Here is a 14408-nt window from a genome sequence, read left to right on the forward strand (position 1 = left end):
GGCGCGCCCGCCGAGCGCGCCGCACGCGACCCGGGCGCCTTGGCGAACACTGTGTGAAAACTGCAGGGAGCATCTGTAACGCCGTTCTGCAACCGCTCTACAGTGGCGCCAGATCGCGCGGCGCCGCCGTGCGGCCCCGCCTCGGCGGGTCACGGGCTGGAGGACGCAGTGGGCGCGCAGCAGTCGAGCGGCAGGGCCGCGAGCAGGGGGACACGGATCGCGCGCGGCGCGGTCGCGGCGGTCGCGGCAGCGGCGCTCGGGCTGGGGCTGCTGGCAGCCTCCCCGCCGGGTGCCCAGGCGGCGCCGCTCGCGGGCGACGTGCTGGTCGCGGCGGACCCGACGGCCGCGGAGGCCGCCGGCGAACCCAGCGTCAGCTCCGACCCGCTGCCGACCGCGCAGGTCAACGGCATCGTGTGGGCGCAGGCCGCGGCCCGCGGCCGCGTCTACGCGGGCGGCGACTTCCAGAGCGCGCGGCCGGCGGGCGCGGCCCCCGGCACCCAGCTGGTCGCCCGGCAGAACCTGCTGGCCTACGACCTCGCCACCGGCGTCCTCGTCCCGTCGTTCGCGCCGCAGGTCAACGGCCGCGTGCTCGCCGCAGCGGCATCGCCCGACGGCACCCGCGTCTACATCGGCGGCGCGTTCACCGCGGTCAACGGCGTCGCCCGGTACCGCGTCGCGGCCTTCGACACCGCCACCGGCGCGCTGATCTCCAGCTTCGCGCCCGGCACGAACTCGACGGTCATCGGCATCGCGGCGACCAACACGACGGTCTACCTCGCCGGGCAGTTCTCGAACGTCAACAACACCTCGCGCACCGGTGTCGCGGCCGTGTCGGCCGCGACCGGCCAGCTCACCGCGTTCAACCCGGTCATGACCGGCGGCTACGGCGCCCGCGGCGTCGTCGTGTCGCCCGACGGCAGCAAGGTCGTCGTCGGCGGCTCGTTCCTCACCACGAACGGCTCCGATTCGCCGGGCCGCGGCATGGCGGCCCTCAGCGCGACGACGGGCGCGAGCCTGCCCTGGGCGGTCAACAGCGTCATCCGCAACGCCGGCAACAACGCCGCCATCTACTCCCTCTCGTCCGACGGCGACAGCGTCTACGGCACCGGGTACGACTTCGGCGGCACCAAGACCCAGGACGACTTCGAGGGCGCGTTCCGCGCCTCCTGGTCCGACGGCACGATGGTGTGGATGGAGGACTGCCACGGCGACACCTACTCCGCCGCGCCGCTGAACGGCAACCTCTACACCGCCGGCCACACGCACTACTGCGGCAACATCGGCGAGTTCCCGCAGCTCGACCCCTGGTACCTCAACCACTCGCTCGCCTTCGGCCGCGAGCCCTCCGGGCGCCAGATCACCCCCGACATCTGGGGCTACCGCTCGTTCACCGGCAACCCCGCGGCGAAGCTGCTGCACTGGTACCCGACGTGGTCGACCGGCACCGTCAGCGGCGTCGGGCAGGCGGGATGGAACGTCATCGCCTCGGGCGGCTACCTGCTCTACGGCGGCGAGTTCACCGCCATCAACGGCGTGCGCCAGCAGGGCCTCGTGCGCTTCGCGGTGCGCGACGCCGCGCCGAACAAGCAGGGGCCGGTGCTCCAGGGCGGCAGCTTCGCCGTGAACGCGGCGTCCTTCCGCTCCGGCGAGGCGCGCGTGCTGTGGCAGGCCAACCACGACACCGACGACGCGACCCTCACCTACGAGGTGTACCGGCGCGGCACGACGGCGCCGATCGACACCCGCACGGTGGACTCGACCTACTGGGTGCGCCCGCAGCAGCGCTTCTCCGACACCTCGGTGCAGCCCGGCGCCACCTACGAGTACCGCGTGCGCGTCTCCGACCCGAGCGGCAACGCCACCACCTCGAACTGGGTCGCCGTGACGGTGCCCGCAGCCGGCACGACGCGCTACGCCGACGCCGTGTTCGAGCAGGATCCGCTGCACTACTGGCCGTTGGGTGAGGCCTCCGGCACGATCGCGCGCGACTGGGCGAGCGGCAGCGACGTCACGCTGACCGCCGGCACCACGCGCGGGGTCGCGGGCCAGGCGACCGACGGCTCCACACGGGCCACCGCCTTCTCCGGCGGGAGCTCCTCGGGCGCCTCGGCGGTCCAGGAGGCCGGGCCGGACACCTTCTCGCTCGAGGCGTGGTTCCGCACCACGAGCGGCGAGGGCGGCAAGATCGTCGGCTTCGGCGACCGCCAGACCGGTGGCTCGAACAACTACGACCGCCACATCTACCTCACGCCCGAGGGGCGGGTGACCTTCGGCGTCCACCCCGGCGGCGTGCGCATCCTCCAGTCCGGGGCCGGTCTCAACGACGGCGGCTGGCACCACGTGGTCGGCACGCTGAGCCCGAGCGGCATGGCGCTCTACGTCGACGGCGTGCGCATGGGCACGAGCGCCGACACCACCTCGGCGCAGCCGTACCGCGGGTACTGGCGGATCGGCGGCGACAACATCGGCGGATGGCCGAACGTCGGCGCGCACAACCTGAGCGGCACGATCGCGGACGTCGCCGTCTACGATCGGGCGCTGACGCGGGGCGAGATCGACGCCCACCTCGTCGCCTCGGGACGCGCCTCGACGGTGCCGCCGGTGCCGACGGACCAGTACGGGGCAGCCGTGCGCTCGCTCGACCCGACGCTCTACTGGCGCCTGGACGAGACCAGCGGTCCCGTCGCGGCCGACAGCGGCCCGGACGGGCTCGAGGGCACGTACCTCGAGGAGGGCTCGGACCGCATCCAGCGGGCCCAGTCGGGCGCGCTCACCGGCGTCGACGACGGCGCCGTGCGGTTCACGTCCAACGGCTGGGACAACGGGTGGAGCAACCGGCAGTCGGTCGTCGCCCGCCGCGCCATGGCCGGCCCGACCACCTTCGCGATCGAGACCTGGTTCCGCACCACGACATCCGGTGGCGGCAAGCTCGTCGGCTTCGGCTCGTCCGACGGCGGCTGGTGGAACGCATCGCCGTCGCACGACCGGCACCTCATGATGACGAACGAGGGCACCCTGCAGTTCGGCGTCTGGAACGGCCGGACCGACCTGGTCGGCACCTCGCAGGCGTACAACGACGGCGGATGGCACCACGTGGTCGCCCAGCAGTCGTCGTCCGGCATGCAGCTCTACGTCGACGGCGCGCTCGTCGCGCAGAACGGCGTCACGACCGCCGAGCCCTTCACAGGCTACTGGCGGGTCGGCGGCGACTCGACCTGGTTCGGCGACCCGTTCTGGGTCGGCACGATGGACGAGGTCGCCGTCTACCCGACGCCGCTCACGGCGGCCCAGGTGCGGGCGCACTACGAGCTCGCCACCGAGGGCGTGGCCAACGTCGCCCCGACGGCGTCCTTCACCGCGACGGCCCAGGGCCTTCGGCTGAGCGTCGACGCGAGCGCATCGAGCGACCCCGAGGGCGGCATCGCCGCCTACGAGTGGTCGTTCGGCGACGGCACGACGGCGACCGGGCCCGTGGTCGCGCACGACTACGCGGAGGCGGGCGACTACCAGGTGCGGCTCACGGTCCGCGACGCGGCGGGCGCGACCGGCACCACGACGCGCGACGTGAGCGTCTCGCCCGTGAACCAGCCCCCGACGGCGGCGTTCGAGGCCGTCGTCGACGGCCTCGACGTCTCGGTCGACGCGAGCGCCTCGAGCGACCCGGAGGGCGCGATCGCGTCGTACTCGTGGGCGTGGGGCGACGGCACGAGCGGCAGCGGCAGCACCGCGACGCACGACTACGCGGCCGCCGGGCAGCGCACGATCGTGCTCACGGTGCGGGATGCGGCCGGTGCCACCGCCACCGCCTCCCGCACGGTGACGCTCACGGCGCCGAACCAGGCGCCGACGGCTCGCATCGCGGTCACGGAGAGCGGGATGAGCGCGACGCTCGACGGCCGCGGGTCCACCGACCCCGATGGCACGATCGCCGCCTACGCGTGGGACTTCGGCGACGGCACGACGGGGTCGGGCGCCACCGCGACGCATCCCTACGCGTCCGAGGGCACGTACACCGTGCGGCTCACCGTCACGGACGACGACGGCGCCACCGCGCAGGCGACGGCGACCGTGCGCGCGGCCGCCGGACCGCCGGCGGGCGCGACCGCCTTCGACCGCTTCGAGCGCTCCGTCGCGAGCGGCTGGGGCAGCGCGGAGGTCGGCGGCGCGTGGAGCGCGCTCGGCGGGACCGCGGCGTTCTCGGTCGCGGGCGGCGAGGGCGTCATCCGCCTCGCGCCCTCGCACACCCGCGAGGCGCGCCTCGCCGGGACGCAGACGAGCGCGGTCGCGGAGGTGTCGTTCTCGTCCGACGTGCTGAGCGCCGGCGGCACGGCGAGCGTCACGGTCATCGCCCGTCAGGTCGGCTCCAACACCTACTCGGGCCGCGTGCGGCTCGAGCCGAACGGGGCCATCCGCCTCTACCTGCTGCGGAACGAGACGTCGCTCGGCACGGTGGTGCTGCCGCAGCAGTACGCGGCGGGCGCCGACGTCCACGTGCGCGTGATGGCGTCGGGCACGAGCCCGACCGCCCTCGGCGCCTCCGTCTGGCTCGACGGACAGCCGCGCCCGACCGGCTGGATGCTCCAGGCGACCGACACGACGGCGGGCTTCCAGTCGGCCGGCACCGTGAGCATCAAGGCCGCCCTCAGCGCCGCGTCGACGAACGCGCAGACCGTGCTGCGGTTCGACGACTGGCTCGTCACGCCCACCCCGTGACGCCGGCGCCGGGGCCGTCGCGGCCCCGGCGCCGCCTCGCCGACTCCTCGGCCCCACATTCGCAAACACTGTGATGAAACTGCGGTCGCGCACGCGGCTCGCGGCCTACAGTGACCCCCAGGTCGCCGGGGACGGGCGGCCAGCACGAGCGGAGGCAGCGATGCGATCCACCACAGCAGCTCTCGGCAGCAGCCGCCGCGGCGGCCACCGGGCCCGCCGCGCGACGGAGGCGCTCCTCGCCTCGGTCGCCGCGCTGGCGATGGTCGTCGGCGCGGTCGTGGGCGGTCCGCCCGCGCCCGCGGCCGCCGCCGAGCCGTCGCTGGTCGCGGCGGTCGACCCCGCGGGCTCCGAGACCGTCAGCGCCGACCCCCTGCCCACCGCGCAGGTCGACGGGGTCGTCTGGGCCCAGGCGGTCGGCAACGGCCGCGTCTTCGCGGGCGGCCAGTTCGCGAACGCCCGGCCCGCCGGCGCGGAGCCCGGCACCCAGCTCGTCCCGCGCAGCAACCTGCTCGCCTACGACCTCGCCACCGGCGCGCTCGACCCCGGCTTCGCGCCGCAGTTCAACGGGCGCGTGCTCGCCGCCGCGACGTCGCCCGACGGGTCCAGGCTCTACGTCGGCGGTGCCTTCACCGCGGTCAACGGCCTCAACCGGTACCGCCTCGCGGCCTTCGACACCGCCACGGGCGCGCTGCTGACCAGCTGGTCGCCCGGCACCAACTCGACCGTGCACGGCATCGCGGCCACCGAGTCGACCGTGTACGTGGTGGGGCAGTTCGGCAGCGTGCAGAACACCACCCGCACCGGCGTGGCCGCGCTCTCGGCGACGAACGGCGCGCTGCTCGCGTTCAACCCCGTCTTCAGCGGGGGCAACCCCCGCGCCGTCGTCGTCTCGCCCGACCGCTCCAAGGTCGTCGTCTCCGGCTCGTTCCTCACGACCAACGGCTCGGACAGCCCCGGCCGCGGCATCGTGGCGCTCGACGCGGCCACGGGCGCGAGCCTGCCGTGGGCGATGAACAGCGTGCTGCGCAACGCCGGCTCGAACTCGGCGATGTACTCGCTCGCCTCCGACGGCGAGAGCGTCTACGGCTCCGGCTACGACTTCGGCGGGACGAAGACGCAGGACGACTTCGAGGGCACCTTCCGCGCCTCGTGGGACGACGGCGCCCTCATCTGGATGGAGGACTGCCACGGCGACACATACTCGGTCGCGCCGCTCGACGGCACCCTGTACACGTCCGCCCACACGCACTACTGCGGCAACATCGGCGAGTTCCCGCAGCTCGACCCCTGGTACCTCAACCACTCGCTCGCCTTCGCCCACGAGCCGTCCGGGCGCGCGATCACGCCCGACATCTGGGGCTATCGCAGCTTCACGGGCCAGCCGGCGGCGAAGCTGCTCCACTGGTACCCGATCTGGGCCACGGGCTCGATCACCGGCGTCGGCCAGGCGTCCTGGTCGGTCGTCAGCTCCGGCGGCTACCTGCTCTACGGCGGCGAGTTCACCGGGGTGAGCGGCGCGCGGCAGCAGGGCCTCGTGCGGTTCCAGGTGCGCGAGAGCGCGCCCAACGACGTCGGCCCCACCGTGCAGGGCGGCCAGTGGCAACTCGGCGCGAGCTCGTTCCGCGAGGGCGAGGCCCGGCTGTCGTGGCAGGCGAACCACGACGCCGACGATGCCACCCTCACCTACGAGCTCTTCCGCCGCGGCACCGCGGCCCCCATCCACGCCGAGTCGCTCGCCACGACCTACTGGACGCGGCCGCAGATGCGCTTCGTCGACCGCGCGGTGCAGGCGGGGCAGACCTACGAGTACCGGATCCGGGCCACCGACCCGAGCGGCAACACCACCCAGAGCGACTGGACGCCCGTCACGATCGCAGCGCCCGGGTCGACGCCCGCCTACGCCGCGGCGGTGCTCGGGGACGGCCCCGCGCACTACTGGCCGCTCGGGGAGGCGAACGGGGCCGCGGCGCTCGACTGGGCCGGAGCCGCCGACCTCGCGCTGAGCGGCAGCTACACGCGGGCGGCAGCGGGACAGGCGCTCGACGGCAGCGGAGAGGCCACCGCGTTCGGCGGCACGAACGGCTTCGGCAGCACGCAGGCGGCGGAGACGCCGGCGAGCGCCCTCTCGGTCGAGGCGTGGTTCCGCACGACGAGCACCACGGGCGGCAAGATCGTCGGCTTCGGCGACCGCGCGACCGGCGTCTCGTCGAGCTACGACCGCCACCTCTACCTCTCCGGCGACGGCCGCATCACCTGGGGCGTGTACCCCGGCGCGACGCGCGTCGTGCAGACGGGCGTCGGGTTCAACGACGGCGCGTGGCACCACGTCGTCGGCACCCTCGGCAGCACCGGCATGACGCTCTACGTCGACGGCGTCCGGATCGGCACGCGCGCCGACACGACCTCCGCGCAGGCCTACCAGGGGTACTGGCGGGTCGGCGGCGACAACCTGAGCTCCTGGCCGAACATCTCGCAGCGGTACCTCGTCGGCTCCATCGCCGACGTCGCGGTCTACGACCGGGTGCTGGCCCGCACCGAGATCGACGACCACCGGGTCGCGAGCGGGCGCGCGTCTCGCATCCCCGCGGCACCGGCCGACGCCTACGGCGCCGCCGTGCGCGGGCTCGATCCCACGCTCTACTGGCGGCTCGGCGAGGCCAGCGGGACGACCGCGGCCGACACGGGGCTCGACGGCATGGCCGGCAGCTACCTCCAGGCCGGGTCCAATCAGATCCAGCGCGGCCAGGCCGGCGCGCTCCTGGGCGTCGCGGACACCGCGGTGCGCCTCACGTCGGCGCGCACGAACAACCAGTGGTCGAGCCGCCAGTCCGTCGTCAGCCAGCGCTCGATGCCGAGCCCGTCTGCGTTCGCTGCCGAGACGTGGTTCCGGACGACCTCGTCCGGCGGCGGCAAGCTGCTCGGCTTCGGCAACAGCAACGGCACCGGCACGAACGCGTCGACGACCTACGACCGCCACATCATGCTCAGCGGCACCGGAGCCCTGACGTTCGGCGTGCGGAGCGGCGGCGTCCAGCGGACGATCACCGCGCCCGGCACGTACCGCGACGGCGCGTGGCACCACGTCGTCGCGCAGCAGTCGGCGACCGGCATGCAGCTGTTCGTCGACGGGCAGCTCGCGGCGTCGAACGCGATCGCGACCGCCGACGCCTACACGGGCTACTGGCGGGCAGGCGGCGACAGCACCTGGATCGGCGACCCCTTCTTCGTCGGCACGCTCGACGAGGTGGCCGTCTACCCGCAGGCGCTCTCGGCGCAGCAGGTGCAGCAGCACTTCGACATCGGCTCCCAGGGAGCGCCCGACCAGCCGCCCACCGCGTCGTTCACCGCCGCGGTCGACGGGCTCGACGTCGCGGTCGACGCGAGCGCCTCCACCGACGCCGAGGGGCCGATCGCCTCGTACGCGTGGAGCTTCGGCGACGGCGCGACCGCGAGCGGCGCGACGGCCACGCACCGGTACGCAGCCGGCGGCGAGCACGAGGTCCGCCTGACGGTGCGCGACAGCGCCGGCAACGAGGCCACGACCACGCGGACCGTCGCGGTCGTCGCCCCGAACGCCGCGCCCACGGCATCCTTCGAGGCCTCCGTCGACCGGCTCGGGGTGGCCGTGGACGCGTCGGGCTCGACCGACCCCGACGGACAGGTGGTCGGATGGGCGTGGGACTTCGGCGACGGCACGACCGGCAGCGGTCGCACGGCGGCGCACGACTATGCGGCGACGGGCGACTACACGATCCGCCTCACGGTCACCGACGACCGCGGCGGCACGGCCAGCACCGAGCGGCAGGTCTCGGTCGTCGCGCCCAACCGCGCCCCCGACGCCGCGTTCACGGCGACGACGTCCGGGCTCACCGCGACGCTCGACGCGACAGGCTCGAGCGACCCGGACGGCTCCATCGCCTCCTGGTCGTGGGAGTTCGGCGACGGCACGACCGGCTCGGGCCGCACGACGACGCACGCGTACGCGACCGACGGCACCTACGCGGTGACCCTCACCGTCGTGGACGACGACGGCGCGAGCGACACCGCGACGACGTCGGTGCGCGCCGGCTCGCCCGTCCCGCCCGGAGCCCTCGCGTTCGACGCCTTCGAGCGCTCGGCGACCGGCGGCTGGGGGAGCGCCCAGATCGGCGGCGCCTGGACGGCGGTCGGCGGCAGCGCGGCGTTCTCGGTCGCGAACGGCCAGGGCGCGATCGCCCTCGCGCCGTCGCACACGCGGGAGGCCCGCATGGCGCTCTCGTCGACGAGCACGGTCGCCGAGGTCGAGGTCTCCTCGAGCGTCGCCTCCGCCGGCGGCACCGCGAGCGCCACCGTGATCGCGCGCCAGGTGGGCACGAGCGTGTACTCGGCCCGCATCCGCTTCGAGCCGAACGGCGTCATCCGGCTGTACCTGCTGCGCGACGAGGTCGCGCTCGGGGGCGTCGTCCTCCCGCAGTCGTACCAGCCCGGGATGGTGGTGCACGTGCGGGTGCAGGCGATCGGCACGAGCCCGACCGCGCTCGGCGCGTCGGCCTGGGTCGACGGGCAGCCGGCGCCGACGGGCTGGATGCTGCAGGCGACCGACACGACCGCGGCGCTGCAGGCGGCCGGCTCGGTGGGCATCCGCGCGGCGCTCAGCTCGGCGTCGACGACTCCGCAGACGGTGCTCCGCTTCGACGACTGGGCCGTGACGCCGACGCCGTGACGAGCGGCACGGCGGCGATGGCGAAGAGCAGCGCGAGGGAGCGGTAGGAGGTGAGCATGGGGCTGAAGAGGGCGTCCCACGCGCCGAGCAGCGCGAGCAGCACGAGCGCGCCGGACGCGTGCCGCACCGAGAGCCCGCTCGCCAGGCCGGCGATCCCGACCGCGACGATGAGCACGACGAGGGCGGCGCCGAGCGGACCGAACCTGATCCACAGGTCGCCGAGCACGGAGTGGACCTCGTAGTGGCCCCCGAACATGAAGCGGTCGACATAGCCGTTGTCCGGGTCGTACCCGAGCAGCTGCATGCCCTGCTTCGCGCTCCACACGTCACGGGAGGACGGCAGCGTGCCGGAGCCGTAGCCCAGCGGCCGCGCGGCGATGAGCGCGGTCGCGGCGCCCAGCTCGGGGCGCGCCCCGGTGATGATCGATCCGGACGCGTCGATCTGCGCCTCGCTGCGCTGCTGGGCGCTCTGCCCGAGGACGCCGTCGAGGATGAGCGCCTGCAGGAGGCTCGCGGCGGCGAGCCCGACGGCGGCGAGCGCCACGAGCGCGGTCCACGGCCTCGCCCGGCTGCCCCGCTCGCCGGCGGCCTGCCACAGCATGGCGGCGCCGGCGAGCAGCAGGAACGAGGTCATGGAGCGCGAGTCCGAGAGCGCGGACACGATCGCGAGGCCGCCGAGGACGACGACCGGCAGCCAGCGCTCGCCGGTGCGCGCCGCGAGGCCCAGCAGGAGCAGCGCGACGGGCACCGCGAGCGAGTACTTCCACAGGTTCGCCGGGTTCCCGCCGCTCAGGGCCACGTTGAGGAGCGCCCCCACCGCGAAGGACAGCACCGTCGCACCGACGCCGATCCGGCTGCGCGCCCAGAGCAGCAGGCCCACCCCGCCGACGAGCGAGAGCAGCGTGCCGGTCTCCTGGCGCAGCAGGACCAGGTCGATGCCGCGCTCCGTCTGCAGCAGCGTGGCGCCGGCGCCCCACGCCGCCGCCGCGAGGCCGAGCGCGACGAGGGTGCGCGCCCATCGGTACTCCCGCAGCGCGCCGATCCACACGGGGGCCAGCACGATCGCGACGACGACGCACACGCTCACGCCGTTCACGACCTGCTCGCGGATCGCCGCGGCAGCGGCGGCGAGGACGGGCACGACGACGGAGAGCGCGTCTCGTCCGCGGAACGCATCCACCATCCGGCCCCTCCGATCGGGCGCCCTGCTGCCGCCATGATGCCACGAGGAGACGCGCCGTGAGCGTCGTGGGCCCCGCGGGGGCCGACTCGCCGCTCGTCGTGGTCGCGCTCTCGCACGAGCACGACGTCGCCGCGTGGCGGGCCCGGCACGAGCGCGGCGAGGTGCTCGATGCGACGCCGTACGGCTACGAGCGGGCGGGCGACCGGTTCCGGATGGCGTGGACGGAGCCCGGTGCCGAGGGGCCGCTCGTCGCGCGTGCGCGGCGGGCGCTCGCCGCGAGGCTGGGCTTCGACGTCGTCCATGCGTGGCGGAACCGCGCGCTCCTGCGCTCCGCCGACGTCATCTGGACCCACACCGAGCGCGAGCACCTCGCCGTCGCCGCGCTGCTCGGCCGCGGCGGACCGCCGGTGCTCGCGCAGTCGGTCTGGCTGTGGGACGCGTGGCCGAGCATGCGGCCCTGGCGCCGACGGCTCGTGGCGGCGCTGCTGCGGCGGCACCGGGTGGAGGCGGTGCACTCCGCCGAGAACCTGGCGGCCTCGCGCGCGGCGGTGCCGGGGCGCCGCGTCCAGCTCGTGCCGTTCGGGTCGACCGCGCTGCCCCGGGTGGCGCATCGGCCGGCCGCCGCGGATCCGCCGGTCGTGCTCGCGGTCGGCAACGACGTCGACCGCGACTGGCCCCTGCTGGCCCGCGCGGCGGCCGAGGTGTCCGAGGCGCGCTTCCTCGTGATCTCGGGCAGCCGCGCGGCACGCCGCGCCGAGTGGCCGGGCAACGTCGACCGTCGCGCGAGGACGAGCCGCGCCGAGCTCGTCGCGGCCTTCTCGGCGGCGTCGTGCGCCGTCGTGCCGCTGCGCCCGAACCTCCACGCTTCCGGCACCACGAGCTGCATCGAGGCGCTCGGTGCCGGACGGCCGCTCGTGGTCTCGCGCGCTGGCGGCATCGAGGCCTACGTCGAGGGCGCGGCACGGCTCGTGCCGCCGGGCGAGCTCGAGCCGCTCGTGGCCGGCATCCGGGACGCGCTCGCCGGGCGCCTGGCCGGCGCTCGGCCCTGCGAGGCGGAGGCGCGCGGGCTCGGCCAGGGCGACTACGTCGAGCGGTACGTGCGCATCACCCGGTGGCTGCTCGGCGGCCCGTGGGACTCGCGCATCTCGGCGTTCGCGCCGCTCACCGGCGCTCGGACGCCATGAGCCGCTCGCGGTGCCGCACGATGTAGACCGCGAACGGCACGAGCTGGCAAGCGACCAGCGCCGCGGCGTTGCCGAGGGGCGGGCCGCTCGGCCCCAGCGCGGGCGCGAGCGCGATCGAGAGCGCGAGGCTCCCCCCGGCCATCAGGAGGGTCGGGAGCACCTGGAAGCGGATGCCCGGCTTGTCCATGATGAACATGCCCAGCGGGTAGACCGCGGCGACTGCCGTCACCATCGCCGCGAATGCCAGCACGGTGGCGCGGTGCACGACGACGTGGCCGTCGGTCACGAGCGCGAAGAGCGGGTCTGCGACGAGCAGCACGGCGCCCGATGCTGCGGCGGCGCTCAGGGCGAACAGGGCCGACATCCGCCACGGCCCGCGCGTGAGCTCGCCGCGGTGGCGGCTCCGCGCGTAGGCGGGCCACAGCGCCACGCCCGCCGCGAGGACGAGGCCCTGCATCGCGAGGAAGACCTGCGCCACCACGCCGTACTCGGCGACCTCCGCGGGCGTGCCCGTGTGCGCGAGGACGTACCGCTGCGTGCTGACGGCGATCGGGTAGGTGACCAGCTGCGCGAGCATCGGCCAGCCGACGTCCATCACCCGCACGCCCGGATGCCGGCGGGGATGCGGCACCATGGCTGCCGCGCGCCCCACGAGCGGCGCGGTGCCGCGCGCGGTGAGGGCGAGGCCGATCGCACTCACGGCGAGCGAGGCCGCGTACGAGGCGATCGCGAGGGCCGCGTGCGCGGCCTCCTCCGGGATGCGGGTCAGCAGCCAGACGCCCAGCAGCGTCAGGGGGGAGATGAGCCCCTGGAGCAGGATGACGAGGTGGTTGCGCCGCAGCCCGAGCATGATGCGCACCCAGATGCCGATCGGCACGCCGATGCAGAAGATCGCGATGCAGGCCGCCGCGGCGAGCGGCGCGCCCGGCAGGTCGCCCGCATCGGCGAGCACCGCCCGCCACGCGCCCGTCACGAGCATGGTCGCGTCGACGGCGAGCAGCACCGCCGCGAAGCCCACGAGGATGCGCCCGACCGACGTCACCTGCGCCACGAGATGGTCGTCGCGCCGTGGATCGTCGCTCGTGGCGACGCCGTTCACGATGACCGCGCCGGCGCCGAGGTCGGTGAACGCCAGCAGCGACGGCAGCACCGTGAGGAGCGAGTACAGCGCGTAGTGCTCGATGCCCGCCTCGCCGAGGATCAGGCGCGTCGTGAGGATGCCGCACACGAACGAGACCGCGGTCGCGAGCGCCTTCGCGAGCACAGCGCGCAGCGAGCTCACCCGTCCGGATCCAGGTACGGGCTCCGCGCCTGCGCGACGCCGTTGAGCACGACGCCCAGCACCGGCGCGGGCGTGCCACCGAGCGCCTCGAGCGCCCGCCGGAGCGTCTCGCGGCGGGTGCGGTGCGCTCGGGCGACGACGATCGCGCCGTCCACTGCCGGCGCGAGCCACAGCGCGTCGCTCACCGACAGCACCGGGGCGGTGTCGACGACGACGTAGTCGTAGTGCGCGCGGGCGCCGTCGATGATGGAGCGGAGCCGCGCGCTCGACAGCAGCTCGCCCGGGTTCGGCGGGAGCGCGCCGCTCGCCAGCACGTGGAGCCGCTCGTTGCCCCACGGCTGCGCGACGTCCGCGAGGGTCGCGTCGCCCAGCAGGACGGACGTCAGGCCGGCGGCGCCCTCGAGGCCGGTGGAGTCCGCGAAGGTCGGGCGCCGGAGGTCCGCCTCGACGGCGAGCACGCGGTGGCCGAGCTCGGCGAGGGTGAGGGCCAGGCCGAGGCTCACGGACGACTTCCCCTCGCCCGCGGCGGCGCTCGTCACGAGCAGCACGCGGCGCTCGTCCTCGAGGTCGACGAACTTCAGCGCGGCCGTGACCTGCCGGAGCGACTCGGCGACGCGCCCCGACGGCCGCTCGCGGAGCGTCCGGGGCACGCCGGCCCGCGGCGCGCGGCCGACGGTGCCCAGGAGCGGCTCGTCGATCGCCTCGCGGGCGTCGTCGGCGTCGTCGATCCGACCGCCGAAGCGGCGCAGGCCGAGCGCCGCGAGCACGCCGAGGCCGAGGCCCGCAGCGCCGCCCATCGCGGCGTTCATGCGGGTGTTCGGCGAGATCGGCACGCTCGGCACACGGGCGGGCTGGATGATCGACACCCGCACCGCGGGCTCGCCCCGCTCGCCCTCGGGCGAGGCGTCCGCGACGGCGATCGCGAACTCGTCGGCGATCGCGTCGGCGATGCTCCTCGCCTGCTCGGCGTCCGCGTCGGTGACGCCGATCGTCAGCACCACGGTGTTGAGCGGCGCCTCGACGTCGGTGCGGTTGGCGAGCTGCGAGGCGGTGTCGCCGAGGCCGAGGTCGCGGATGACGGGGTCGAGCACGAAGGGGGAGCGGGCGAGGATCGTGTAGGTCTGCACGAGGCTCTGGACGTAGTTGGAGCCCTGCACGAGCTCGCTCGTGCTGTCGCCGCGCGCCGGGATGATCATGACGGTCGCCTGGGCGCGGAACCGCTCCGGCAGCAGCTGCGAGACGCCCCAGCCGGAGACGGCGCCCAGCACGGCGACGACCGCGATCACGAGCCAGTGGCGCCGCAGCGCGATCCCGTACTCGTGCAGCGTCATCGGGGATCCTCTC

6 protein-coding genes are annotated in these 14408 nt (G+C 74.9%); 3 read left to right on the plus strand and 3 right to left on the minus strand.

What is annotated here, in order from left to right; translation table 11 throughout:
- The first annotated feature begins 168 nt into the window (after window positions 1-168).
- Complete coding sequence (locus tag IEW90_RS05775; protein ID WP_188716948.1) at window positions 169-4713, plus strand: LamG domain-containing protein; 4545 nt, start codon at window positions 169-171, stop codon at window positions 4711-4713.
- A 160-nt stretch (window positions 4714-4873) separates the two neighbouring features.
- Window positions 4874-9415, plus strand: coding sequence for a PKD domain-containing protein (locus IEW90_RS05780; RefSeq protein ID WP_188716952.1), 4542 nt, complete (start codon window positions 4874-4876; stop codon window positions 9413-9415).
- Here IEW90_RS05780 and IEW90_RS05785 read toward each other — a convergent pair.
- The gene (locus tag IEW90_RS05785; RefSeq protein ID WP_188716954.1) at window positions 9345-10598 is read right to left on the minus strand and encodes a hypothetical protein; all 1254 of its coding nucleotides are present in this window, start codon (window positions 10596-10598) and stop codon (window positions 9345-9347) included. The two genes, IEW90_RS05780 and IEW90_RS05785, sit on opposite strands and share 71 nt — an antisense overlap.
- Window positions 10599-10654: 56 nt before the next feature.
- Here IEW90_RS05785 and IEW90_RS05790 point away from each other — a divergent pair, with 56 nt between their 5' ends.
- Window positions 10655-11782 carry a glycosyltransferase gene (locus tag IEW90_RS05790; protein WP_188716956.1) on the plus strand — a complete coding sequence of 376 codons (1128 nt, stop codon included), beginning with the start codon at window positions 10655-10657 and terminating at the stop codon, window positions 11780-11782.
- Here IEW90_RS05790 and IEW90_RS05795 read toward each other — a convergent pair.
- On the minus strand, window positions 11760-13064 hold the full coding sequence (locus IEW90_RS05795) for a hypothetical protein (protein ID WP_188716958.1): 1305 nt from the start codon (window positions 13062-13064) through the stop codon (window positions 11760-11762). The two genes, IEW90_RS05790 and IEW90_RS05795, sit on opposite strands and share 23 nt — an antisense overlap.
- Window positions 13061-14395 carry a tyrosine-protein kinase domain-containing protein gene (locus tag IEW90_RS05800; protein ID WP_188716961.1) on the minus strand — a complete coding sequence of 445 codons (1335 nt, stop codon included), beginning with the start codon at window positions 14393-14395 and terminating at the stop codon, window positions 13061-13063. Before IEW90_RS05800 ends, IEW90_RS05795 begins: the two co-directional genes overlap by 4 nt.
- Window positions 14396-14408 lie beyond the last annotated feature (13 nt).

Origin of the sequence: Agrococcus terreus, assembly GCF_014645235.1 — a bacterium.
Taxonomy (GTDB): domain Bacteria; phylum Actinomycetota; class Actinomycetes; order Actinomycetales; family Microbacteriaceae; genus Agrococcus; species Agrococcus terreus.